We start from the raw sequence: 23,720 nt of genomic DNA on the forward strand, positions 1-23,720 counted from the left end.
TGGATGAGTCAAGGATTCGATTCGCGGGCTTCGTCTAGCAGCCGCCGGTTTTCCGGGGTCCATCGATCGAGGACCCAGCGGACGATCCGATGGAGCTCTCGCCCACCGCCCGACTCCGCCGCCCCGGTTCGCCGCCCGATCACGTCGAGTCGATCGAGCGCCTTGCGGTATACGGCCTTCGACGACGGAGTCAGGGTGCCCTGGGCCTTCATCGCCCGAAGTCGATCGGGTGAAGTCAGCGGCGACGGCTGACACCAGGTCCGCTCGTTGAAGAAGACTGCCTGGATCTCCAGCAGATCGGCGCTGGCCTGCGAGGTCGTCGAAGCCCCTAACACCTCCCGGCCCAGGATTTCCTCGAAACGCTCGAGCTGCAAGTCAGGATCCCGACTGAACTCGCGGTAGGCAATTCGGTTGACTCGCATGGGTAATTCGTCGTAGGGCGGTTCGCCCGGCTCGAGCCATCCGAAGCCCAAGGGGACCTGGCGTCGCCCCTTGAGCCAGGGCTGCCCCTCTTCGGCCTCGGTCGCGACGAACGTGAATGCCTCCATCGATGGAATGTAGCCGTTCATCCCCGCCTGCCGAGCACGCCTCGCGTTCTCGCGGATCTCGCGAGGGCCGTGTCGGGCCGGCGAGTCGTCCCACCAGATGCTCCCGACGGACTGCTTGATGAGGGCGGGTTCTGGCGGCGCGCTGTGAGGCGTAAACATCAGGGTCCAGCGCGGGTCGAAGGGGAGCTTGGCCGCCTTCATCCCCAAGCCAGGGACGTCAGCCCCGCTGAAGTAGTGGGGATAGACCACGACCGTGTCACCTGGCTTCTTCGCCCAGACCTCCTCGGAGATCGCCCTGACGAAGGCGAACTCCTTCTCGAAGTAGCGTTCGCCGCAGTCGATGCAGTGGCAGATGGCGTAGTCGGACGACTCGATCATCAGGCCGTCGGCGTTCGGGTAGCGGGCGACGATCTCACGGGCGTAGTCCAGCATGAACCGCTGCGACTCGGGGCGCGACGGGCAGAGGTTATAGCCCCAGCAGCCGATGCCGAATGGGGCAACCGCCTTGCCGTCCTTGCCGATCGCCTTGAGTTCTGGGCGTTCCAGCGCGTATCGGTTGACTCCGTCGTACCCGAACGGGGTGAAGCCGAGCAGCACCTTGATGCCTCGGGCATGGGCGTGGTCGATCAGCGCTCGCACGAAATCGCTGCGGACGTTCTCGTGCTCCGCGTTGTAGGCCCAGGTGATCGGGGCGACCTCGGATCGGAAGCCACCGGCGACCCAGAGAATCAGAGTATTGCCCCCGTCGTCGCGGATACCGTCGACGATCCGCTTCCAGTCGGCCAGGTCGTAGGTCGGCATCCGCATGAAGGTGAGATACGCGCCCCTCATCGCGAACGGGCCGTCGGCACGCCTCGTCTCGCCTGCGGGAGGGGCCATCGTCAGCAGTGTCAGCGTGGTCAGCATCGCGAGCATCGGCGTCCATTCCTCGGCAGTTCATCCGGTTCGGACGCAAGCGGAAAGTCCCGATCGAGAGGGAGGTCGGGGGAAACATCCCGTCCAGGATGCGGACATCAGGCCCGCTTGCAGACGAAGATGCCATGAGGGCAGCCGATGTCGAACGGCTCGCCCTCCCAATCTCCGAAGATCCGGCGATCGACGAAGCCCGCGGCGGCGAGCAGGGCGTCGACCTCCCTGCAGGTGTAAACCCGGTGTGTGTTGCACTCGACCTGGTGCGCGTCTCCCCTGGTCAGCTCGTAGCGGGTCTCGACGCGGGTCGTCAGCGGCAAGTACATGTGGGTGCTGTCGACCCGGATGCCGTCGAAGTCCATGGCCATCCCCCCCTCGTAGACGGGGAAGAGGGTCTCGGCCAGCATCTGAGTGGCGAGGACGAGCGTGCCTCCAGGTCTCAAGGTCCCGGCCAGGGCAGACAGGAACGCGGCGTTCCCGTCGTCGGTCAGGTAGCCGAAGCTGTTGCCCACGCAGTAAGCGGCGTCGAACCCGGCTGACGGCGGCAGGTCGCGCATTTCGCCGACGCGGAACGAGTCGGCGAGGTCTCTGGCAGACTCGCGGGCGATGGCGATGAACTCGGGCGAGATGTCGATGCCCGTCACGACCATGCCGCGCGAGGCCAGCTCAATCGCGATCCGGCCGTCGCCGCAGGGGACGTCCAGCACCCGCATCCCGGGCTCGAGCCCGGCCAGGCGGACCAGGCCGTCGGCCTCCTCGGCGGTCATCTCGGGGGTCGTCACGGCACGCCAGAAGTCGACGATCAGGCCGCCGAAGAAGCTGCGATACCAGTCGTCGGGCACGGTCATGGGGTTCGGTTCCTGCGGGGCGACGAGGGCGGCGGAGGTCGCCCCTCGACGTCGAACCCGTTGAGATCACTCTAGGCCATCTCGAAGCGGGAGGAGGAGCTTGCCCTGTCGCAGCGAGAACGCCCTGAGGGTCTCGGGATCGAATCCGCGCGACTTCGCCCAGGCCGTCGAGCAGAGGAAGACCCGCATCCGCCGCCGAAAGGGGGCGATGCAGGCCAGATGGACGACGACCAGGCCCCCGGCGAGCAGCGGCAGCCAGGGCATCCACCATCCACGAACGAACGACATCACGCCGACCATCAGGGGGACCTGCAACGTCGCCGCCACCCAGACCCCGTAGAATCCGCCCATCCGCATCGACGTGTTTCGCTCGTCGGGAGTCATGTTCTCGCAGATCGCCCGGACCTCGGGCGACTGAAAGGGGCTCCAATTCTTCCAATCTCGCGCCATTGATCGGTCTCCCTAGGACATCGCTCGACGCGGAGTCAACTCATACCGATCATGCCTCTTGGACGCTCACGATGCCAAATGAGTTCAACCGATCGGGCCGAACCCGATTTCAGGTCGTCCTGGCCGCCTCTTTGAACGCGACGGCGGCGCGTGTCGTCTGATCGGCCGAGACGTTCAGGTGCGTGCAGGCTCGGACCACCTGAGGGCCGAGCGGACTGACCAGAACGCCATGCTCACGCAGCCGAGCGGCAAAGTTGGCCGCGGTGCCGAGCCTGGGGGCGACGGCGATCCAGATGAGGTTGGTCTCGACCGGCCCGCACTCCAGCGAAAGCCCGTCGACAGCTTCGACCGCGGCGGCAATGACGCGGGCGTTGGCGTGGTCTTCGGCCAGCCGATCGACGTGGTGGTCGAGCGCGTGTAGCGCCCCGGCGGCGATGATCCCGGCCTGGCGCATCCCGCCGCCGAAGACCTTGCGCAGACGGAGCGCCGCCTTGTGGATGATTTCAGCGGGCCCCACCAGGGCTGAGCCGACCGGAGCGCCGAGCCCCTTCGAGAAGCAGACCGAGACCGTGTCGAAGGGCGCCGCCCACGCCGAGGCGGGGATGCCCGAGGCCACGACGGCATTCCAAAGTCTTGCGCCGTCGAGGTGCATCTTCAGGCCGTGTTCATGGGCCCATTTTGAGATGGCTTCGATCTGCTCAAGAGGCTGCACCCGGCCTCCGCTGCGGTTGTGAGTGTTCTCGAGGCTGACGAGCCTGGTCTGGGCATAGTGGATGTCATCCGGCTGAATCAGGCCGCGCAGGAGGTCGACGGTTAGCCTGCCTCGGTCGCCGACGATCGTCCTGGGGCTGACCCCATGCAGCCGAGCGATGCCCCCCCCTTCCCAGACGTAGACGTGGGCGGTGGAGTCGCAGATCAGCTCGTCGCCGGGGCGGCAGTGGGCGCCGATGGCGATCTGGTTGGACATGGTGCCCGACGGCACGAAGAGGGCGGCCTCCTTGCCCAGCAGCTCGGCCGTGCGCCGCTCGAGCTCGCGCACGGTCGGATCTTCGCCGTAGACATCATCGCCCACCGGGGCCTCGGCCATGGCCCGGCGCATGGCGGCGGTCGGCATCGTCAGGGTATCGGACCTAAGGTCGATCGGGCTCGACTGACTCATCGGGGACGTCTCGTTCGATGGGCCGGCCCGGGGATCACCCCCGACCGCTCCGGCGTCCCCATTCGTATCACAGCCGGCGGCGCGACGCACCGCCCCGGATCAACGCCCACGCTTCCGGACCTCGGCCGAATCGGGCTTCGACTCCAAGGTAAAGTCAAACTGATTGGACTCGCCGGGCTTGATCACGGCCGTCAGCTTGCTCCGGTTGTTGTATCGCGTGGGGATGTCATTCACGAATTCCTCGACGGTCGCTCCGGGCTCACCATCCACGTCGGCGACGCGTCGGCCCGTCTTCTTCGAGGAGCGGATCTCGACCCGGTACGAACCGGCGACGGGCCCTTCGGCCTGGGCGATCGAGTACTCACCCGCCTTGATCAGTCCACCGACGGCTGACTCGGCCCCGCTGGGGAGGAACGTGATCGTGCCATTTTCGACGGGAGCGCCATCGAGGGTCAGTCGCCCCGAGACGGCCACCCTCGCGAGAACGTCGGCCGGCACGTCGCAGCCAGACAGGCAATGAAGAGCGAAAATACCGACGCAAACGCGGAGAGCGGGCGAGGTCATGGGACAATCTTCCTGGCTTCGTGACGCGAGCACGTCGAAGGACAGAGGTGAAGAACGACGTCCGGCATCAATCGATCGAGAGGCCCTCGCCGCCCTGCGTGGTACTCATCGCTTTCCAGGTCGCCAGGGCGACCGAGTCCTTGAAGAAGCGCGCCGAGCCGTCGCAAAGAAGGGCGTTCAGGCCACCCGGATGCTGGCTCCGAGCCGTCAGGAAATGATTGGCGGGGTCGGTGGAATAGAGGCAGGGAAGATTGTCGCTGGGGTCGTTGCCGCAGATACCCCTGTCGGGAGCCTGATTGTTCGGCGTCAGCTTCGCCGTGAGCTGATAGCACGACGAGTTGTCGTTCCAGATCCGGCCGCGGCGGTCGAGCAAGCCACCAGTCTGCGAGGGGGATTGACGCATCTCCATCATTGCCAGCGTGTTGCTCGCTCCATCGATGAAGTCAGCGAAACCCGCTCCGTAATTGATGTAGAACGGCGCCCCACCGGGCTCCTGATTAAAATACGTATTCGGACCCCAATTTACGCCATAATTCCCCTTGTGATCGATGGCCACCGATTGCGAATTGACATACACCACGGGGTCGTCCGACGGACATTGAAACGTCTCGATCCTGGTCAGCCGCGAGGTGGAGTTCTCAGAACGTTGGAACGAGAGGTTGATATTGTAGTTCGAGAACGACGCGCCCTGCTCGATGTAAGGTAACAGCGAGACGCAGAATGGGATCCGGTGGTTTCCGCCCAGCGTCGTGACCGGGTCGCGGCTGACAGACCCGAGCGGGAACTGGCCGTGGATATCGTGGTATTGATGGAGCGCGAGACCGAGCTGCTTCAGATGATCGATGCACTGGATGCGCCTGGCCGCCTCGCGGGCCGACTGCACCGCCGGCAGCAGCAGCGCGATCGCCAGCGATATCACCGAGATGACAATTAGCAGCTCGATCAGCGTGAAACCGTTTCGCGCCCCGTGCCGAACGCACGCCCCACGCTTGGCCGACCATCCCATTTCACGGATCATTCGGGAGCCTCGTCGTTCCGAGGTGCCTGGACGCAGGATCTTGAATTGGGCCCGGGTCGGCCCTCGGTTCGGGGGGGAACCGTCCCGATCATCGATTGAGTCGATCGAGACGGTCAATGAGAATTTCTCAAATGTTGCCTGGAACGGACAGGGAGCTTTCCACGTCAGGGCAGGCGCCGCCGAGTCACGACGTGGGCCATCATCCTGTGCATGCTCGTCCGGGCTTGCCTCGCCGGGTAGAATGCCCTTCTTCTCCTTCGGATCGAAGCAAGGGTCGGGGACCCGGAGTTGCACGTTTGATGGCCACCACGCTGCCGATCGCCCGCATCGACACCAGCACCGAGGACGCAGGCGAGGCCATCCGCGAGCTGCGGCGTCGGCTCAGTCCTCGCGGCGACGTCGTCAGCCCGCAGGGGCGGGCTCGCACCATCGCCGCCTTCGGCGAGCCGCTCACGCCCCAGCAGGTCGTTGAACGGATCTGTGCCGACGTCCAGGCGCGAGGCATGGAGGCGGTGCTGGATTATACCTCGCGCATCGACGGCGTCCTCCTCGATCCGGCGTCCGTCCGCGTCAGTCTCGACGAATTGGCGGACGCCCACTCCAAGGCCGATCCCGAGTATCTGAAGACGATCCGCCGCGTTCGCAACAATATTCTCGGGTTTCAGTCGGGCATCCTCCATCGCGACGCCACGATGCGCCAGGGGCCCGGCTGCGAGCTGAAGCTGCGATATCGCCCGCTCCGGCGCGTGGGCGTATGCATCCCGGGTGGGGCAGCCGCCTATCCATCGTCGCTCCTGATGACGGTCGTCCCCGCGCAGGCGGCCGGGGTTCCCGAGATTGCCGTCGTCGTCCCTCCGACCCCCTTCGGCGGCTACAACGTTGATCTTCTCGCCGCCTGCCACGCCCTGAACGTAAAGGAAGTCTACCGAGTCGGCGGTGCCCAGGCGGTTGCGGCCCTGGCCTACGGAGTTGACGGGATCGAGGGGGTCGACAAGATCGTCGGGCCCGGGAACCTGTTCGTGGCGCTAGCCAAGCGGCAGGTCTACGGCGAGGTCGACATCGATAGCATCGCCGGCCCCAGCGAGGTCGTCTTGATCGCAGACTGGACCGCCGAGCCCCGCTACATCGCCGCCGATCTCATCAGCCAGGCCGAGCATTCCCCCGGCGCCAGCGTCCTCATCACCTGGGAGCCGGACCTCATCGACCGGGTCTCAGACGCCCTCGTCGACCAGCTCTCTCGCCTGAGCCGGGGCGATCTGGCCCGCGACAGCCTGGAGCGATTTGGCGCACTGATCCTGGTGCGCGACGAGGCCGAGGCCGTCGCCCTGACCAACAAGATCGCGCCCGAACACCTTCACATCTCAACCTCCGACCCCGACCGCCTCGCCGAGGTCCTCTACGACGCGGGGGCCATCTTCCTGGGCCACGACACACCGGTCGCCGTGGGCGACTATGCCGCCGGCCCGTCGCACGTCCTTCCCACAGGAGGGACCGCCCGCTGGGCATCGGGCCTGACGGCGAACGACTTCCTCAAGCGAACGAGCCTCATCCGCGTCGACCGCGAGGGCCTCGCCTCGCTCGCCCCCGACATCCGCATGCTCGCCGACAAGGAAGGCCTCTCGGCCCACCGTTCCAGCGTCGACATCCGCCTTGATGACACCCAAGGGACCACGGCCGATTGAACCTTGCGAACGAACCAATTGGCGTGTTATGACAATTGTCAGGCAAGCCGAGCTGGTCAAGGATCCGGTCGATGGTTTCAGGAAGACCCGAGCAACTGCGCAGGAATTGGATCACGTCGAGGGGTCTCCTCAGGGTCGGGCTCTGGGTGGGTCTCCTGGGGGCACTGGTCATGACCGTCGGGCTCCCCTGGTTTATCTTCAACACCGTCCTCCCCCACCAACGTGCCTCGCTCGTCCTGACTGTCTCCGGCACGCAGCCCATCTGGACGATCGACTCGACGAATTGGACGCTCGGTGGCGAGACCGAGGTCCGGGTCTCTCCGATCGATCCATTTCTCGGCGATCCCGAGGGACCGCCGTTTAGTCAGCTCACCTCGCTGCACCGTGTCACCTCGTTGAACCTCAACTCTGTCCATACCCTCCGAGACTCTGACTTGAGGTTTCTGAACAGCTTGAACGTGTTGCGCTCGATCAGGATCGATCGGGCGATCAATGCAAATGAGATCTGGGGCCCGAAGCTCACCGACCTCGGCCTTGCCGACATCTGCCGGAGGAAATCCCTGATCGAGATCTCGCTCGTCAATCAGCGGGCGATGACCGATTCCGGCCTCGTGGCCTTTCCTGGGTTGAAGCAGCTGGAGTCTCTCGACCTCTCGGGCACCAAGATTGGCGACGCCGGGCTCCCCCACCTCGGCCGCTGCGTCTCGATTCGCCGACTGGCGTTGAAGAACACCGAGATCACCGACGCGGGGCTCGCCCACCTTCGCGGACTCAGGTCGCTGGAGAGTCTCGACGTCGAGGGAACGAGGGTCACCAAGGCGGGCGTCGACTCGTTCGTCTCGGCCTTGCCCAACTCCATTTTCGTGGGCTACGGTAAAGGCCCCTCCCCCAGGCCACGAACCGAGTTCCAGGAAGCGTATCGATGACCGTGCCCGCCGCCGTGATCCGCCCCGCTCGCCCCGAAGACATCGAGACGCTTATAACCATGATCCGCGAGTTGGCCAAATACGAGGCGCTGGAGCACGAGGTCAGGGCCACCCCCGAACTGCTCAACTTGCACCTTTTCGGCGAGCGACCTTTTGCCGAGGCCTGGATCGCCGAGGCCGAGGGAGAGGTCGCCGGCTTCGTGCTCTTCTTCCACACGTTCTCGACCTGGCGCGGCCTGCCCGGGATCTATCTGGAAGACCTCTACGTCAGGCCCGCCCACCGTGGCCTGGGCCTGGGCAAGGCCCTGCTGGCTCGCCTGGCCACCCTCGCCCTGGAACGCGGCTGCGGAAGGCTGGAGTGGGCGGTACTCGACTGGAACGCGCCTGCGATCGGCTTCTACCAGGCGATGGGCGCCACGCCGATGGACGAGTGGACCGTCTTCCGAGTCGAAGACTCCGCCCTTGAAACACTTGCCGGTCAGGCCTCGATCTGACGTTCAACCGACCTTTCAACGCGTTCAACGAGGCCCAGGGATGAGCAGCTACTTCCGCCCCGAAATCGACCGGATGCAAGGCTACGTTCCCGGCGAGCAGCCGAGGGGCGGGAGCGTGACCAAACTCAACACAAATGAGAATCCATACCCCCCCTCGCCTCGCGTGGCCGAAGCCATCGCCGCGTCCCTGGGCGAGCCCCTCCGACGGTACCCCGACCCCGTCGGCACCGACTTCCGCAAAGCCGCCGCGCGGCTGCACGGCGTTTCCCCTGAGATGATCCTGGCCGGAAATGGCTCCGACGACCTCCTGACGATCCTCACCCGTGCCTTCGTCGGCCAGGGCCAACTGGCCGTCGCACCCACCCCCAGCTACATCCTCTATCGCACTCTGATCGAGATCCAGGGCGGACGTTTCCTGGAAGTCCCCTTCGATTCCACCTGGCGTCTCGATCACTCCAGGTTCGCTCATCCCGAGGCCAGGCTTGCCTACCTAGCAAATCCAAACAGCCCGTCGGGCACGATGCTCACCCCCGACGAGGTGTCCGACCTGGCGAACAAGCTTCCCTGCCCGTTGATCGTGGATGAAGCCTACGGAGACTTCGCCGACCTCCACTGCATCGCCCTGATCGCCGATCACCCAAACGTCATCGTCACCCGAACCCTGAGCAAGGGCTACGGCCTGGCCGGCCTGCGCCTTGGCTACCTCATCGCGCGTCCCGAGATCGTCGATGGACTCTCGAAGGTCAAAGACTCTTACAACTGCGACCTCCTGAGCCTGGTCGGAGCCACTGCGGCCCTCGACGACCAGCCCTACCTCGGAACAACCCGCGCCCTGATCCTCGCCACCCGCGCCCGGCTCGTCGAGACCATGCGTCGTCGCGGTTACACTGTCCCCGATACCCAAGCCAACTTCGCCTGGTGCACCGGTGGCCCCCCGGCTGCCCCACTCTACGAGGCTCTGAAATCCCGAGGGATCCTCGTCCGCCTTATGCGTTACCCCGGCTACGACGACGGCCTGCGCATCACCGTGGGTACTGACGAGCAGGTCGACCACTTCCTCGAAGTCCACGCCGATTTGACCCGCCCATGAGGTCATCTTATCAATCCCCAACTCACTCAATCCGAATTCGCCGCCGTCCGAACCTAGCCAGACCGTCGAGGTTCCTGCGCGAGACGCATTGATTACGGCGGCAGGCCCCGTATAATCCATCGTGCAATCGGGGGCGAACTAGGATCGACCGGATTGTGGATGACGTAAGCTGCGTGTCGAGGTTGGTCAGCAGGCCTCGTAAAAAGCGGACCAAATTTTATCTGCCGAGAGGACTCCCTCTCTCCGTCTCGCTGCCTAAAGCAGCCAGATAGACTTCGCGACAAGCCTTCTCCCGCTAGGTTTGTCCGGAGACGCTAATGCGGGATCGCTTGAGCCACGCCGTCTGTCTGGGCTCGGGTTAGACTTGACAGACTAAGCCGAAGTGAACCCGGTCGTCAGGGGTCAACAGGACGAAAATCAAAGAGACGGCTACACACGTAGACGCTGCGTTTGAATCATCTCGGGACGCGGGTGCAATTCCCGCCGCCTCCACTACTTACGCCAAATGCCAGCTCCTGACTGGCGGCGTCAGAAGACGACATAAACCCCGGCAATCCCGGGGTTTGTTCGTTTTCGAAGCCCTCGCCCTCGTCGTCCTCGCTGCCAGCCGCTGACACCTCCTGACCCGCGACGCCGCCCGAAACCCGACACATTCCCGACAATTCAACGGAATCGGATGTGTCCGGCGTGACCAGGTTGCCCAGCGCCCTGGCCCGGTCCATCATCCCGATATGGGTGTACTTCGCCGTCTGGCGGATGTCGGCGTGGCGGGCGAGTTCCTTCGCCTCCATGATCGACGCCCCGAGGACATCAGGCCAGTGATGTGGGAATGCCGACCGGCGGCGTGGAAGTCGGCCAGGCCCTCGTGGGTCTCGTAGGGGATGCCCGCCCGGACCAGGTTCTTTTGGACCATCGTGTAGGTCTTCTTCCGGGCCAGCCTCGGGGAGATTTTCCTCCGGCCGAGGTCGAGCGTCCACTCACGCACCAGTGCAACCAGTTCCGGGTGCATCGGCAGGGTGTCCTTCCGGCGATGCTTCGAGCAGGAGGCCTCGACCACCAGCGTGGGCTGTTCGTCGTCGAGCCGGAACGATCGGGGCGTGAGGCTGCCGAGTTCCAGACGCCGGAGCCCCGTGAAGAACGACATAAGGCACACGCGTGCACGCAGCTCGCCGGAGTACCCCTGGACCTCGACGCCCGACTCTCGGGCGGCCCGGACCAGGCGGCCCATCTCCTCGGCCGAGAGGGACCGCCGCTTGTGACGGACATCAGTCTCGGCGTTCAGTCGGTCGATCCCGGCTACAGGATTCGTCGGCAGACGCTTCGTCGAGACCAGCCACTTGCCGAACTCGTCGATGGCTTGGAGATAGTGGTTGTAGGTCCACTTCCCCAGATCCTTGGCCAGCCGGATTTTCTTCAGGGCGTCCTCGACTTGCTCCGCATCCAGTTCCCCGATGGTCTTCGCCCCCGAGGCCTCGACCAGAGTGCGCACCCGCGTCATGGTCAACTTGATGTGCTTGGGGGTGGTGTTGTCGAGCGACCGCTCGAAGGCGGTGAGTGCCTCGGCGATCGGTGACTTCTTTATCGCGAGCGTCCGCTCCTGGACGGGATCGATCATCCCCCGTTTGCGGAGCACGACCTCGTTCTCGAGCTTGGCCGCCAGCTGCTCGGTCAGCCCTTTATCAGTGAAGCCCTTGGCGTAAGCCCGCTTCCCGTCGGCGTCGACGTATTCGATGAGCCAGGGCTTGTTCTTCTTACACTTGTCCGCGGGCCGCTTATAAATCGATGCCATGAGGAAGACTCCTGGGGCGAAGAGGACGGCAGGGTGACTAGAGGCTGTTTCATAACCGTCTTCACGCAACTTCCGTCACATCAACCCTTTGTGTGCGATGTCTCCACCCCGCGAGGCGTCGCATGGCCCGCAAACGCATCATCTGCATCCGCCAGCCCGAGCTGGCCGACGAGGAATGGGCCCTGCTCGCACCCCACCTCCCCGAGCCCCGGGCCTCGGCCAGGGGCGGTCCCAGGCCGGTCCCCAACCGCCCGGTCGTCGAGGGCATCCTCTGGATCCTCCGCAACGGCGCCCGATGGAGGGCGATGCCCGAGGGCTTCCCGGCGCCGGCGACCTGCTGGCGGCGGATCTCCGCGTGCGAGGCCGACGGCACCTGGGTCGCCGCCCGGCGGGCCTTCCTCGGCGCGCTCGACGACCGGATGCGGCTGCGATGGGACGAGTGCTGCGCCGATGGGTCCTTCGCCCCGGCGAAGAAGGGGGCGACGGCGTCGGTCCCACCAAGAAGGGCAAGGGGACCAAATGGATGCTCGTCGTCGACGGCGACGGCGACGGCGTCCCGCTGGCCTGCCACCTCGACTCGGCCCGCCCATCGGAGGTGACGCTCCTGGAGCGGACGCTCGACAACGTGAGCATCAAGCGCCGGCGGGATGGGACGACGCCACGCCCGAGGCTGCTGATCCTGGACCGGGCCTACGACAGCGACCCGCTGCGGGACCGGCTGGCCGCGCGGGGGATCGAGATGGTCTGCCCGCACCGCAGGAACCGCAGGAGGCCGGCGACGCAGCGGGCGGGCCGGCTGCGTCGTTACTACAGGTGGCGGTGGCGGGTCGAGCGGACGTTCGCCTGGCTGGGCAACTTCCGCCGGCTCCTGGTCCGGCACGAGCGGACGCCGCGAATCTACCGGGCGTTCTTTCACCTGGCCTGCATGCTGATCACGATGCGGAAGTTATGAAACTACTTCTAGCCTATCATCGCCGGAGTACGCCCCGGCCGGTCTGGTGATCGCAAATTTCCTTCCTGCGCTTTGGGGCGGACCTCTCCCGCCCCCTCACGCCGCTCCCCACGTACCGCCAATGATCTGACCGTGGTTGGCCAGCCTCGAACTATCGGTCGCCTGATCTCCCATCCCCTCGTTCAGCAGGAACTCGGCTACCAGGTCGTCACCCGGCGGCAGCTCGCCCGACGCGTACAGCGCCGTAATCTCGTCGTCGCTCAGGAGTCGCTGCCAGATCCGCACCCGGGCGATGGCGCCGAGGAAATGGCTTCTCCCGTCCCGCGTGCCGATCCTGAGCATCGCGTCTTTGGCTTCGGGCTCCACGGGATCGCCGCTGGCGTCGCATTCCTCGACGTTCGGGTGCCCGACGCACTCGCCCTTTCTCGCTTCCCGGTAGACGTCGCAATCCCGGAACCGACCGTTCTTGTGAAAATGCGTGCAGCCGGCATCGGCCACTCCGACCAGGTGCATCCACTCCCCGGGCCGGTCGGTCTCTTGCTCGTAGCTGCCCGTGCCTCGGTTGCCTGCCGGGTTGAAGACGTAGAAGCTGGTCCGGTTCGGCCTCGGCGGGCGATCCGTCGTGGTGAGACAATACATTCGGAAGGCCCATTCCTGCCTGCCCGATTCGCCCTTGCCCATCCAGTGAACGTAGCCCGTGCTCTCCGCATGCGGGAACTCGAGCGTGTCGGGCCGGATCCACGCCGAGACGGTGAGCGTGTGGCGGGGAGCCAGGCTGTACTCCGGGCGGCTCGGGATCTCGATCTTTGTTGTATGGCCATTGAAGAGCAGGATGGGGCCGGTGGGAGTCGCGGGCATGGCTGGTCTCCGGGTAGTTGGTTCCCGGAAGCCGATTATCCGTCACCGCGGCACCAGGAACAGCCCATGGTTCACCAAGTGGGCTGGGCTCAGGACGGAGCCGGGGAGTTGGCAGGGGCGATGTTAGCGTTCCTTCGAAAGAAGTTCGTGGGATCGAACTGGTTCTTGAGGGCCAGGAGCCGGCGGTGATTCGGGCCGAACACCGATGGCGAGCCCGCCTTGGTCTCGTAGGTCTGGTAGTTGGCGTAGATGCGTTCGTCCGAGGCGGGACGGAGCAGGCGCAGCCACTCGTCCCCCCAGGCCAACCGCTTTTCGTTTGCTTGAGGATCGTTCCAGTTGTAGGCGACGCGGAGATGGACGGAGTGGGCCTGGCGATGCGGGAAGGCGGTCGCGTCGGGCTTCACCCGGCAGACCTCGCCGTGCATGTAGTGGCTGAGGCCCATGATCGTATCGGGCGAAGCGTGGGCGAGCTGGTCGACGTAGATGTCGATGATCTCGTCGGTGAGGCGGTCCCGGTAGACGGTCTGGATGGAGCGGAACGCCGGCGGCGGGCTGTTGCCCGGATTCGTTGCAGGTGCTTTCTCGGCGAGGGTGGCGAAGGGCTGGCGTTGCACCGCTTCCTTGGTCGGAGACGCAAACGAGCGGAGCGTCCGAAGAATCTGTTCCGTTTCTTCCTCGGCGCCGGCGTGACAAAGGCTGAGGAAGATGCCGCGTTCGCCCGGGGTCAGGTTGAGCGTCGCCTGGAACCCATCGGGCGCCCCGTGCATGAGTTCGCGGAAGCCGCGCAGGACGGCGCGTGCGTCGTGAACGGCGTAATGGACGTCGCCGGCAACGACCGAGCCGACGGGATAAAGCCTGGCCTCGAATGACGTCGTGACGCCGAAGTTCGCACCGGCGCCGCGGAGGGCCCAGAACAGTTCGGGATCAGTCTCTTGGTTCACATCCAGCGTACGGGCGTCGGCGGTGACGAGGCGAGCGGAAAGGAGGTTGTCGCAGGAGGCGCCGAAGAGCCCCGAGAGCCAGCCGAGCCCGCCGCCTAGCGTGAGGCCGGTAGCGCCAACGCCCGGGCACTGGCCCAGGACAGGGGCGAGGCCGTGCCGGCCTGCAACGCGCGCGACTTCCCCGCTCAGGACGCCCGCCTGAGCGCGCACGATGCGACGATCTGCATCGATCGTGATTTGTTTGAGCGGGGAAAGATCAATGACCAGGCCGTTGGAACTGCCCCACGCAAGATGGCTGTGGCCACCCGCGCGGACGGCAACTTCGAGTTCGTGGCGCCGCGCAAACTCAACTGCGCGGGTTGCATCGTCCTCGTGGCCGCACTGTACGACGGCAACAGGTACCCGCTCCGTCCTCGGGTTCCAGTAGAACACCCGCCGGGCATTCTCATAGACGGAATCACCCGGCAGGATGAGACGGCCCTTCAGCTTCGAGCGGAGCCGCTCGAACACGTCCGAACCAACCTCATTCTCCCCAGCAGCAAGGAGCCTCCCACAACTCGCCGCGTATCCGAGGCTACCTGTGAGAGCGGCGGTCCGTTCGATGAAGTCGCGTCGGGTGGGCCGTTTCACGATGGGTGGAGGGTCCAAAAGGGACGAAGGGGAATGGCACTCAGCGACTTGTAAGCTCCGGCTGTGAAACGAGCCGGGATTTCCCAGATGAGGGTTGACCTCGTTATCTGGGTTTTTGCTCGGATCGCCGAACACGCATTAGAGGCCTGCCGCATCCACGGGTCAAACGAAAAAGGCGAAATCCGTTGACCCGCAGCGCCCCCGCCAAGCTCACCGACGCTCCGATGGCTTCCACTCATCTCTCCCTGGGAAACAGCCCCAACATCGCTCAGGCGGAAAACCCCGCTCACGACCTTCCCGGGGAGTCGCCTTATCCCACTCATAGGGCACGCCAGTCTCGCCGATGATGAACTTCACCAGACCGGCGAACGCCGCCTCGGAGCGGACGTCGTTGAACAGGATGAGCACGCAGCGCCGGCCCTTCTCGATGCAGACCATGGTGTTGGCGGACTGGTTGTCGTGGCCGCCCTTGTAGAAGCCGGGGCCCTGCGGTCCGTCAAAGGCGATGACTCCCAGCCCCGCGTGCAGGTCCCTGCGTTGCTTCTCCGCAGGCAGGTCGGGTGGCAGGGTGGGGAACTGGCTGGGTGTCGTGATGTGCAGCTGCGGCCTGGCCAGCTCGGCGCGGGAGGACGTGCTCAGGCCGACGCCGGGCATCAGGGCGGCGGCGAATTTCGAGAAGTCGGAGATAGTGGTGTCCATCGAGCCCGCCGACCGCACCTTCTTCCGGTGAGCGTGTCCCCCCGGCTCTCCCCGATCGTTCCAGCCCTCGGCGAGGTCGCCAGCGAAGTCGTCCCGCCACATCACTTGCGAATGCGGAGGACGGTCCCGGTGGGGCACCAGGTGCGGCTGCGTTGATGCGAGGAGTTGGCCTCGCGGAGGACCAGCCAGATCGTGTAGGTGGAGACCTTGGGCAGGCCATCGGGTGCCGAGCGGAGGGCCTTCTGCAGGGTGGTCGGGCTCCAGGTCGCCGTGCCGTCGGCCTCCGGGGTCGGCGTGCGTCGTGCCTCGCGGAGGATCCGCTCGGTCGCCTCCCGATCATAGGTACGCCGTTGCCCGCCGCCGTGGCGTGGGTCGAGGGCGGTCAGGCCCTCGGCGTTGAAGCGGGCGACCAGGTTCGAGACGGCGACGCCGGAACGCCGCCCGGCGGAGAGGGCGGCCTGCGGATCATCCTCACCTCGGGCGACGGCCGGGAGCATGATCGCTCGGGCGACGCGGGCAGCGGGCTCGGTCTGCGCTGCGATCGACTGATCCGGAGGAGGAAGGCGGCCTCTTCGTCGGCGAGTGGGCGAGGAGGGTCCTTCTTGAGACGCGACATCGTTGACCTCCGTGGGGTCAGAGGTCGTTAATGCTAGCAGATCGTCGGTTCTATAGTCACGGGCAAGACAAACGACCCACTATGAGGCTCGCCAAAATAACCTGTCTAATCGAGGCGACAACTTTTCGCGGGGTTTGTGGTTCCAACTCGCCTGAAACTCAGGGAGAATGTCACGGGATGAGACAAGCGAAGCTCGGGCCGTCAGACCCGATAGCGTGCCTCTGGAAAGTTTTTCCGAAGGCGGCAACCAAGGGTGGCGGATGGACGTTCGATACGGGGTCTTATCGAACGTCTTCGGCAAGCCCGCACGACGTGACGATTACACCTTCATGCTCGCTCATGTCGAACTCGAGGAAGCTCATTCAGCCTCGATTACCGACTGTCCGATCAACCTGGCGATCTGCTACCGCCGGACCTCCGCCTTCCGGTCAGTCAGCGGATAGATGCGGCTTGGGTTCGAGCCCGTATCCCAAACGTCTTCGGCTTCACACCTGAACCGGCCGAGATCGAGAAGTCTCTCCTTTACAGCGGGTTCGTCGCCGTGACCGAGGACCAGTCGGTTTGCTATCCCTTCCGCTGCAGCGACCACTACGGTAGAGCGGCCTTGATGTTCAGCAACGACGGCCCCGGGGAGGCGGTCAAACGGGCCATTGCCGATGCATTCTGGGGAGCCTTGGCCCAGGACCCCGGCGACCTGATGGATTTCGAGGAGCGAGTCTACCACCCGGGTGCGATGGTGTGGCTGAACTATGGCTGCCAGTCCGGTCGGGTGTATTGCGACGAGTCGGAAGAATAGGGCCTCATCCCGACGTTCCGATCATCGCCGAGAAGTTCTCCAGCCTTGAGCCGGTGCTCAATGAGCGGGCTCGTCGGCTCTGGGCGGCTGCCGAAGCCCATGCGATCGGGCGAGGTGGGATCTCCCGTGTCGCCGAGGCCACCGGGTTGTCACGCATGACTATCCGATCAGGTTTGAGCGAACTCTACGGCTCATCGCCAACCGATGGCCAGGTGGAGGACATCCGGAGGGCGCGGCGGAAAGGGGCCGGGCGGAAGCCGCTGACCGAGCACGACCCGAAGCTCGAACGTGCCCTTGAGATCCTGGTCGATCCGGTGACCCGTGGCGACCCGATGTCGCCCTTGCGGTGGACGTGCAAGAGTGCGGCCAACCTGGCGGCCGAACTCCAGGCCCAGGGCCATACGGCGAGCGAACGGTCGGTCAACCGGCTGCTCCACGCCTCGCGGTACTGCCTCCAGTCGAACCGCAAGACGATCGAGGGAGGCGATCACCCCGACCGTGATTCCCAGTTCCAGCACATCAACCGGCGGGTCAAGGCATACCAGAAGCAAGGGCAGCCGGTTGTCTCCGTGGATGCCAGGAAGAAGGAGCTTATCGGCCGATTCGGCAACGGCGGGCGGGAGTGGCAGCCCTCGGGAGAGCCCGAGGCCGTCAACATCTACGACTTCATCGACAAGGAGCCGGGCAAGGCGATCCCCTACGGCGTCTACGACCAGACGACCAACACCGGCTGGGTCGGCGTTGGCATCGACCATGACACCGCCGAGTTCGCCGTGGAGACGCTGCGGCGATGGTGGTCGAACATGAGCCGCCGTGTGTATCCGCAAGCAACGAGGTTGCTGGTCACGGCCGACGGGGGCGGGTCGAACGGCAGTCGCTGCCGCCTGTGGAAGATGGAACTGCAACGGTTCGCCAGCGAGGTCGGCTTGCGGATCTCGGTGTGCCACTTCCCGCCGGGTACGAGCAAGTGGAACAAAATCGAGCACCGGATGTTCTGCCACATCATCGAGAACTGGCGGGGCCGCCCGCTGGTGAGCCGTGAGGTGGTCGTCAACCTGATAGGCAACACGACGACCGAGACGGGGTTGTCGATCCGGTCCGAGTTGGACGAGGGAAGTTACCCGATCGGCCGGAAGGTTACAGACGAGCAGATGAAGGGCTTGGCGATCAAGAAAGACAAATTCCACGGCGAGTGGAATTACACGATCATCCCGAAGGCCGATATTGGATAGGTTATTTCGGCGAGCCTCCTAGTTAAATAATTAGTCAGGTTTTAAGAGAAGGCTTGTGAAGCAGGCCGCCTCTTAAACCTGATGGATGCCATCTGGTGGGGGGAGTCCGGTGCAAGGCTGACCGGACGGCTATTTTGTTCCGCGAGGAGCCGCTCTTGCGGCGGGTAAAATAGTCGTCCGGGCACCCGTAGGGCTTGGCCTTGTGGCGGATGGGGGACGTCCCCCACTCTCTACCGGCGGTCAGCCGGTCCTGCCGCGGTGTGGGATGCTGAGGCCCTGGCACGAATCGGCTTGGTTGCTCGAACACCGGCAACCGTGATAGTACTACAGTTGCAACTAACCGATCAGCCCGGTAGTTTGGCCATGGAATCCCCGAGGAGGATCACCATGGCCAGCACCGATGCCGCCTTCAGCCCCGAGGACGTCCACGATTGGGGGCGGCAGATCGACGAGGTGGCCCGCCGGATCGGGGCGAGGTTTCCTCGAAGCGAGACCCGCGATCGCGTCCGGGCCTATCTCATCGGCCTGCTCGGGCCGGTCCAGCGGAAGAACGCCTGGCAGGTCGCCGAGCAGATCGGTGACGAGACGCCCTACGGCGTCCAGTACCTCATGGGCCGGGCCGACTGGGACCCCGACTCCGTCCGCGACGACCTGCGGGCCTACGTCGTCGAGACGCTCGGCGACCCCGACGCCGTGCTGATCCTCGACGAGACCGGGTTCCTCAAGAAGGGGACCAAGTCGGTGGGCGTGGCGAGGCAATACACCGGCACCGCGGGCCGGATCGAGAACGCCCAGGTCGGGGTCTTCCTCGCGTACGCCAGCCGGCATGGCGTCGCGTTCCTCGACCGCACGCTGTACCTGCCCGAGGAGTGGGCCGGCGACCCCGGGCGGTGCAAGGCGGCGGGTGTCCCGGAGAAGACCGCCTTCGCGACCAAGATCCGGCTGGCCAGGGCGATGCTCGAGCGGGCGTTCAAGGCCGGGGTGCCTGCGGCGTGGGTGACCGGCGACGAGGTCTACGGCGCGTGGGAGTTGCGGCGGTGGCTGGAAGAGCAGAAGCGGCCGTACGTGCTGGCGGTCCGGGCCAACCAGTATGTCTGGGCGGGGTCCGGGCAGGCCGCGGTCGCCACCCTGACCAGAGCGTTGCCGAAGCAGGCCTGGCACAAGATCACCATCGCGGCGGGCAGCAAGGGGCCGAGGCGGTACGCCTGGGCGTGGCTGGAGATCAACAGCGACCTGGGCCCGGCATGGAGGCGGTGGCTGCTGGTGCGCAAGAGTCTGGATGGCCGCGAGGAGTTGGCGTACTCCATCGCGGCCGGCCCGAGCCGCACGACGTTAACCCGGCTGGCCCAGACCGCCGGGGCTCGCTGGGCGGTGGAGGGCGGTTTCGAGGCGGCCAAGCAGGAGGCTGGACTGGCCGACTACGAGGTGCGGAGTTGGACCGGCTGGCATCGGCACATCACCCTGGCCCTGCTGGCCCATGCCGTCCTGGCCGCGATCCGGAGACTTGCCGGCGCACCGCCCAAAAAAAGTCGGCCGACGAGCCGGAGTTGATCGCCCTGACGGTGCCCGAGGCCCGTCGGCTCCTGGTCCGACTCCTGTGGGGACGCCTGCCGGAGGCCGTCGAGGTCCTGGATTGGTCGGTATGGCGGCGCGCCCACCAGGCGTTCGCGCGGCGTTGCCACTACAAGAAACGCGAGGCCGGGCCCCCGGGTTAGTTACAACTGTAGTAATAGGGATGGAAGCCCGATAGGGCCGAGACGCCTTCGTCTCGGTTCACGACAGCCCGGGCCGGAACGGCATCGCCCGACCGCCCTGAATCGCGTAAAATCGGCCCATGCCGAAGACCAAAACAGCTTACATCCTGCTCTTCCGTGGAGTCGGCGGCGCCACCCAGCTCCCCACAGCCCCTCTCCGCGAAACCCTCACCGAATCGGGGTTCGAGAACGTCGCCACATACATCAACAGCGGCAATGCCGTCCTCCGAAGTGACCTCCCGCGGGAGAAGGTGATCGCCGCCGTCGCGAAGATATGCGAGGACAAATTCGGGTTCACCAAGGCGATCTACGCCCCGACATTGGCGGAGTGGGAAGTCCTGATCGCGAACAACCCATTTCCGGGGTTCGAGACGGGGAAGAACCTTCACGCGGCGGTCCTGGCAGGCGAACCCACCAAGGAAGCTATCCAGGGCCTGCGAGGGCACGCGGTCGATGGCGAGGGGATCGAGGTCGTCGGGAGAGTCGCCTACCTGCACACCCCGAACGGGTTCGGCACGGCGAAACTCGCCGAGAAGTTCGACAAGGGCATCGGCGTGGCCAACACCGCCCGGAACTGGAACACCGTGCTCAAGCTGCTGGAAATGGCAAGGATGGCTGCCGGGTAGGGATCGGTCGCACATGATCGGCGGCTGATGTGGGTATGGCTGGCGCAGGCCCCTCAGAACATGCCGTTGTCGTTGGCTGCCGTGGGTATGGCTGGCGCAGGCCCCTCAGAACATGCCGTTGTCGTTGGCTGCCTGCTCGGGCACCGTCTGGAGCACATCCCAGTGTTCGACGATCTTTCCGCCCTCGTCCAAGCGGAAGATGTCGATTCCCGCCCAGTCAGGGCCGCCCGGCCAGACCTGATGGCAGTGCAGGACGACGTAGGGCCCCTCTGCGATGACCCGAACGAATCGCACGTGTTTCCCGGGGTACTCCCGAGCCATCCGGCTGAAATACGCGATGAAGGCGTCCTTACCGTCGGCCACTACGGGGTTGTGCTGGGTGTAGGTTGCCCCGACGTACCGCCCGACGGCTTCGAATGGCTGGCACTGGTTGAACATCAGATCGTAGAACTCCAGCACGTGCCGCTTGTTCTCGTCGGGCCGGTCGCTCATCGGAACGTCCCCTCGTCCTCATGGAGTAAGCCAGCCGTCGAGGCTTAGCGACCAAGCTTAGCGGCGGCGGGGGCCCGGTGAGCTTGATGTTTCAGAACCGAATCATGCCCCGCCGTCTGCTGCAGCACCTGGTTCGGCGTGCCTTTACTCGCCGACCAGATCCGCCCGCAACCGCTCCAGTCGTCCTTCGATCTCGCCGGAGCCGGAATAAACCTCCAGGCACTCGCCCAGCACACGCTCGGTGAGTGCCGCATACTTGCCGAACTGCGGAAAGAACCGGGCCTGGGCTTCGCCCACGCGGGCCAGCGGCCAGACGGCCAGCCCGCCGTTCGACACGTCCGACCACAGCCACAGGCCGCCGAGACTGCACCTCGCCCATTCCAGGCCGGTCTGTCGGGCCAGCACCCGACCCCACACCAGTGCTGCCGCAGACACCCCGCCAGGCGGGTAGCCGATCCCTTCGTAGTCCAGGTAGTCCAACGCCCGAATGTCTCCGAGGCCACCGCCGAACGGCTCGCCGAACCACGGCATCGACCGCAGAGACTCCCACAGGGCGCAGAACTCGGCGGCTGCCCGATCTACCCCGGCCAAGTCGTCTTGTGTGGCCGGCGTGAACTCCACCCGCGTACCCTCCGTTCGCAGAACACCCTAGTTCAGCAGACCAACCCGCCAGAGCGACTTTGAATCGTAGCAAAAACTGTCGCGGCGGGGAGGGTCCGCTGCATCAGTCGTCGATCACACCCGACCGGACTCGATCGAATCAAGCCCCTCGGGTATAAGATCACGCCACTGAAGTAGTTGCGGGACGACCTACCGAGGAAGCGAGACCCAGGAGCCCGGCATGACCGTCGATGAAATCCTCGCTCAGCTCGAGTCGCTCGGCGACGACGCCCGGCGCAAGCACAACACGAAGGCCGGGGCGCCTGACAACCAGTTCGGCGTGAAGCTTGGCGACATCCGCACGATGGCCAAGAAGATCAAGACGGACCATGAGCTGGCGCTCAAGCTCTGGGAGACCGGCAACGTCGAAGCCCAGCTCCTCGCCACGCAGGTCATCAAGCCCAAATCGCTCTCCGTCGACGAAGTCGACAAGTTGACTCGCTCCACCACCTGCGCCCAGGTGGCCGACTGGCTGAACTCTTACGTAGTCGCAGAGCATACCGAGAAGGAATCGCTTCGTCAGAAGTGGATGAAGGCCAAGGATCGCTGGGCCGCCCGTGCGGGTTGGCACTTCACCGCCAGCCGCGTGAACAAGGCTGGTGACGGCCTCGACCTCCCCGCTTTGCTCGATCGCATCGAGAAAGAGATGCAGAGGGCGATGCCCGAGGTCCAGTGGACGATGAATAACACGCTCGCCGCGATCGGCATCCACCACCCCGAACTCCGCGATCGCGCGGTTTCCATCGGCGAGAAGATCGGCCTGTACCGCGACTGGCCGGTCTCCAAAGGCTGCACTCCCCCCTATGTGCCGGTGTGGGTAGGCGAGATGGTAAAGCGGCAGGGGTGAGGTCGCTGCGGGCCGGGCTTGATACCGGCTTGCCATTCTCTCGTTGGGGTGGGATGCCCTACGATTAGCCGACACGATGCAACCCAGATGCACCGGGTGTCCTTCCACGCCGCAGCAGCAGACCGACACTGGCATGACTCGATCGCTCGGTCAACAACTTCAGCAATCCGCCGTCGAGGTCGTGATGGACCCGAGCTACTTCGCAACGCCCGCCGACTTCAGGGCCTGGCTCGCCGCGAATCACGACCAAGCTGAGTTCCTGCTTGTGGGCTTCCACAAGAAGGGAACCGGCCAGCCGAGCTTGACCTGGCCCGAGTCGGTTGATGAGGCCTTGTGCTTCGGCTGGATCGACGGCGTCCGGAAGGGCGTCGACACCGACCGCTACACGATCCGGTTCACGCCGCGGAAGGCCGGGAGCATCTGGAGTTCGGTGAACATCGCCAAGGTCCAGGTGCTGACCGAGCAAGGGCGGATGCAGCCCGCGGGTCTGGCCGCGTTTGAAAAGCGGAAAGACGCCCGCTCGGGCATCTATAGCCACGAGCAGGAAAGCGTCGAACTGACCGAGCCGTATCTCGGGACTCTTCGCGGAAACGCGGCCGCTTGGGAGTTTTTCGAGAAACAGCCAGCGGGCTACCGGAAGGCGGCCAGTTGGTGGGTCGCAAGTGCCAAGCAGGAGAAGACCCGCCAGTCGCGATTCGAGAAGCTGGTGGCGTACTCGGCCAAGGCGGAGCGGGTGCCCCAATTCACGTGGAAGAAGTCCGATGGGTGAGTCCGCCCGAAGTCCCCTCGACCAGTCATCCGCCCAGAGGTGCCCCTTGGCGTTCAGCGAATCCCTGGCTGCCCGTACCCGAGATGCCTTGGCTCGCGAGCGTGGCATCACTGAGAAGAAGATGTTCGGCGGACTATGCTTCCTTCTCAACGGGAAGCTGCTCGTCGGCGTCTTCAAGGACTCCCTACTTTTGCGTCTCGGGCCTGACGGGGCGAAGACGGCTTTGGTCAAGCCTCATATCAGGGAGATGGATTTCTCCAGCAGACCGATGAAGGGGTGGGTAGTTGTCGAACCGGATGGCATCGATAGCGACCGCGAGTTGACAGCATGGACCCAGCAGGCGATCGACTTTGTCGGGACACTCTTGTGAA

At 65.0% G+C, this 23,720-nt stretch carries 29 protein-coding genes and 1 other RNA gene; 16 read left to right on the top strand and 14 right to left on the bottom strand.

What is annotated here, in order from left to right:
• Positions 1-8: 8 nt before the first annotated feature.
• The 6 genes from EP7_RS22685 to EP7_RS22710 form a co-directional block, all read right to left on the bottom strand.
• The gene (locus tag EP7_RS22685; protein WP_463524419.1) at positions 9-1,463 is read right to left on the bottom strand and encodes a hypothetical protein; all 1,455 of its coding nucleotides are present in this window, start codon (positions 1,461-1,463) and stop codon (positions 9-11) included.
• A 98-nt stretch (positions 1,464-1,561) separates the two neighbouring features.
• The gene (locus EP7_RS22690) at positions 1,562-2,305 is read right to left on the bottom strand and encodes a methyltransferase domain-containing protein (protein ID WP_463524420.1); all 744 of its coding nucleotides are present in this window, start codon (positions 2,303-2,305) and stop codon (positions 1,562-1,564) included.
• Between the two features lie 66 nt (positions 2,306-2,371).
• Entirely contained in the window at positions 2,372-2,755 is a 384-nt protein-coding gene (locus EP7_RS22695) for a hypothetical protein (RefSeq protein ID WP_463524421.1), read from the bottom strand.
• A gap of 109 nt (positions 2,756-2,864) precedes the next feature.
• A complete protein-coding gene (gene ltaE / locus EP7_RS22700) occupies positions 2,865-3,914 on the bottom strand; it encodes a low-specificity L-threonine aldolase (protein ID WP_463524422.1) in 1,050 nt (349 codons plus the stop codon).
• Positions 3,915-4,013: 99 nt separating this feature from the next.
• The gene (locus EP7_RS22705) at positions 4,014-4,478 is read right to left on the bottom strand and encodes a hypothetical protein (RefSeq protein WP_463524423.1); all 465 of its coding nucleotides are present in this window, start codon (positions 4,476-4,478) and stop codon (positions 4,014-4,016) included.
• A 67-nt stretch (positions 4,479-4,545) separates the two neighbouring features.
• Complete coding sequence (locus tag EP7_RS22710; RefSeq protein ID WP_463524424.1) at positions 4,546-5,496, bottom strand: DUF1559 family PulG-like putative transporter; 951 nt, start codon at positions 5,494-5,496, stop codon at positions 4,546-4,548.
• 299 nt (positions 5,497-5,795) lie between these two features.
• On the opposite strand from EP7_RS22710, the gene hisD reads away from it, so the two are divergent.
• The 5 genes from hisD to ssrA all read left to right on the top strand — a co-directional run bounded on the left by hisD (position 5,796) and on the right by ssrA (position 10,183).
• A complete protein-coding gene (gene hisD / locus EP7_RS22715; RefSeq protein ID WP_463524425.1) occupies positions 5,796-7,178 on the top strand; it encodes a histidinol dehydrogenase in 1,383 nt (460 codons plus the stop codon).
• A 71-nt stretch (positions 7,179-7,249) separates the two neighbouring features.
• Positions 7,250-8,104, top strand: coding sequence for a hypothetical protein (locus tag EP7_RS22720; RefSeq protein WP_463524426.1), 855 nt, complete (start codon positions 7,250-7,252; stop codon positions 8,102-8,104).
• Positions 8,101-8,598, top strand: a complete 498-nt coding sequence (locus EP7_RS22725) for a GNAT family N-acetyltransferase (protein WP_463524427.1) — start codon at positions 8,101-8,103, stop codon at positions 8,596-8,598. Before EP7_RS22720 ends, EP7_RS22725 begins: the two co-directional genes overlap by 4 nt.
• 40 nt (positions 8,599-8,638) lie before the next feature.
• Positions 8,639-9,688, top strand: coding sequence for a histidinol-phosphate transaminase (gene hisC / locus EP7_RS22730; RefSeq protein ID WP_463524428.1), 1,050 nt, complete (start codon positions 8,639-8,641; stop codon positions 9,686-9,688).
• 129 nt (positions 9,689-9,817) lie between these two features.
• Positions 9,818-10,183, top strand: a transfer-messenger RNA (tmRNA) gene (gene ssrA, locus EP7_RS22735).
• Here the strand turns inward: ssrA and EP7_RS22740 are convergent.
• Together EP7_RS22740 and EP7_RS22745 are read right to left on the bottom strand one after the other, a co-directional pair.
• Positions 10,144-10,479 carry a hypothetical protein gene (locus EP7_RS22740; RefSeq protein WP_463524429.1) on the bottom strand — a complete coding sequence of 112 codons (336 nt, stop codon included), beginning with the start codon at positions 10,477-10,479 and terminating at the stop codon, positions 10,144-10,146. The genes ssrA and EP7_RS22740 overlap by 40 nt on opposite strands.
• The gene (locus tag EP7_RS22745; RefSeq protein ID WP_463524430.1) at positions 10,410-11,477 is read right to left on the bottom strand and encodes a site-specific integrase; all 1,068 of its coding nucleotides are present in this window, start codon (positions 11,475-11,477) and stop codon (positions 10,410-10,412) included. The genes EP7_RS22740 and EP7_RS22745 overlap by 70 nt, the downstream gene beginning before the upstream one ends.
• Before the next feature lie 122 nt (positions 11,478-11,599).
• Between EP7_RS22745 and EP7_RS22750 the strand changes: the two genes are divergently transcribed.
• Both EP7_RS22750 and EP7_RS22755 read left to right on the top strand, forming a co-directional pair.
• Positions 11,600-12,076 (top strand): transposase, encoded by a 477-nt coding sequence (locus EP7_RS22750; protein WP_463524432.1) that lies wholly within the window; start codon positions 11,600-11,602, stop codon positions 12,074-12,076.
• On the top strand, positions 12,001-12,429 hold the full coding sequence (locus EP7_RS22755) for an IS5 family transposase (RefSeq protein ID WP_463524434.1): 429 nt from the start codon (positions 12,001-12,003) through the stop codon (positions 12,427-12,429). Before EP7_RS22750 ends, EP7_RS22755 begins: the two co-directional genes overlap by 76 nt.
• A gap of 96 nt (positions 12,430-12,525) precedes the next feature.
• Here EP7_RS22755 and EP7_RS22760 read toward each other — a convergent pair whose 3' ends face one another.
• The 4 genes from EP7_RS22760 to EP7_RS22775 all read right to left on the bottom strand — a co-directional run bounded on the left by EP7_RS22760 (position 12,526) and on the right by EP7_RS22775 (position 16,054).
• A complete protein-coding gene (locus EP7_RS22760) occupies positions 12,526-13,287 on the bottom strand; it encodes a hypothetical protein (RefSeq protein WP_463524435.1) in 762 nt (253 codons plus the stop codon).
• Positions 13,288-13,376: 89 nt separating this feature from the next.
• The gene (locus EP7_RS22765; protein WP_463524436.1) at positions 13,377-14,993 is read right to left on the bottom strand and encodes an FAD-binding oxidoreductase; all 1,617 of its coding nucleotides are present in this window, start codon (positions 14,991-14,993) and stop codon (positions 13,377-13,379) included.
• Between the two features lie 75 nt (positions 14,994-15,068).
• Positions 15,069-15,557, bottom strand: coding sequence for a hypothetical protein (locus EP7_RS22770; RefSeq protein ID WP_463524437.1), 489 nt, complete (start codon positions 15,555-15,557; stop codon positions 15,069-15,071).
• A gap of 101 nt (positions 15,558-15,658) precedes the next feature.
• Positions 15,659-16,054 (bottom strand): helix-turn-helix domain-containing protein, encoded by a 396-nt coding sequence (locus EP7_RS22775; protein WP_463524439.1) that lies wholly within the window; start codon positions 16,052-16,054, stop codon positions 15,659-15,661.
• A 379-nt stretch (positions 16,055-16,433) separates the two neighbouring features.
• Here EP7_RS22775 and EP7_RS22780 point away from each other — a divergent pair, with 379 nt between their 5' ends.
• The 6 genes from EP7_RS22780 to EP7_RS22805 all read left to right on the top strand — a co-directional run bounded on the left by EP7_RS22780 (position 16,434) and on the right by EP7_RS22805 (position 20,581).
• On the top strand, positions 16,434-16,616 hold the full coding sequence (locus EP7_RS22780) for a hypothetical protein (protein WP_463524440.1): 183 nt from the start codon (positions 16,434-16,436) through the stop codon (positions 16,614-16,616).
• Positions 16,617-16,780: 164 nt separating this feature from the next.
• Positions 16,781-16,969, top strand: coding sequence for a hypothetical protein (locus EP7_RS22785; RefSeq protein WP_463524441.1), 189 nt, complete (start codon positions 16,781-16,783; stop codon positions 16,967-16,969).
• The gene (locus EP7_RS22790) at positions 16,966-18,201 is read left to right on the top strand and encodes an ISAzo13 family transposase (protein ID WP_463528455.1); all 1,236 of its coding nucleotides are present in this window, start codon (positions 16,966-16,968) and stop codon (positions 18,199-18,201) included. Before EP7_RS22785 ends, EP7_RS22790 begins: the two co-directional genes overlap by 4 nt.
• Before the next feature lie 387 nt (positions 18,202-18,588).
• Complete coding sequence (locus tag EP7_RS22795; protein WP_463524442.1) at positions 18,589-19,752, top strand: IS701 family transposase; 1,164 nt, start codon at positions 18,589-18,591, stop codon at positions 19,750-19,752.
• Complete coding sequence (locus EP7_RS22800) at positions 19,749-19,916, top strand: hypothetical protein (protein WP_463524443.1); 168 nt, start codon at positions 19,749-19,751, stop codon at positions 19,914-19,916. Before EP7_RS22795 ends, EP7_RS22800 begins: the two co-directional genes overlap by 4 nt.
• 119 nt (positions 19,917-20,035) lie before the next feature.
• Entirely contained in the window at positions 20,036-20,581 is a 546-nt protein-coding gene (locus tag EP7_RS22805) for a DUF1697 domain-containing protein (RefSeq protein WP_463524444.1), read from the top strand.
• 105 nt (positions 20,582-20,686) lie between these two features.
• On the opposite strand, the gene EP7_RS22810 is transcribed toward EP7_RS22805, so the two are convergent.
• Both EP7_RS22810 and EP7_RS22815 read right to left on the bottom strand, forming a co-directional pair.
• Positions 20,687-21,073 carry a nuclear transport factor 2 family protein gene (locus EP7_RS22810; RefSeq protein ID WP_463524445.1) on the bottom strand — a complete coding sequence of 129 codons (387 nt, stop codon included), beginning with the start codon at positions 21,071-21,073 and terminating at the stop codon, positions 20,687-20,689.
• A 144-nt stretch (positions 21,074-21,217) separates the two neighbouring features.
• Positions 21,218-21,694, bottom strand: coding sequence for a hypothetical protein (locus EP7_RS22815; RefSeq protein WP_463524446.1), 477 nt, complete (start codon positions 21,692-21,694; stop codon positions 21,218-21,220).
• Between the two features lie 220 nt (positions 21,695-21,914).
• Here EP7_RS22815 and EP7_RS22820 point away from each other — a divergent pair, with 220 nt between their 5' ends.
• The 3 genes from EP7_RS22820 (at position 21,915) to EP7_RS22830 (ending at position 23,719) form a co-directional block, all read left to right on the top strand.
• Entirely contained in the window at positions 21,915-22,580 is a 666-nt protein-coding gene (locus EP7_RS22820; protein WP_463524447.1) for a DNA alkylation repair protein, read from the top strand.
• A gap of 184 nt (positions 22,581-22,764) precedes the next feature.
• The gene (locus EP7_RS22825) at positions 22,765-23,349 is read left to right on the top strand and encodes a YdeI/OmpD-associated family protein (protein ID WP_463528456.1); all 585 of its coding nucleotides are present in this window, start codon (positions 22,765-22,767) and stop codon (positions 23,347-23,349) included.
• A 46-nt stretch (positions 23,350-23,395) separates the two neighbouring features.
• Positions 23,396-23,719, top strand: coding sequence for a TfoX/Sxy family protein (locus tag EP7_RS22830; protein ID WP_463524448.1), 324 nt, complete (start codon positions 23,396-23,398; stop codon positions 23,717-23,719).
• Position 23,720: the final 1 nt, after the last annotated feature.

Source organism: Isosphaeraceae bacterium EP7 (assembly GCA_038400315.1).
Classification (GTDB): Bacteria; Planctomycetota; Planctomycetia; order Isosphaerales; family Isosphaeraceae; genus EP7.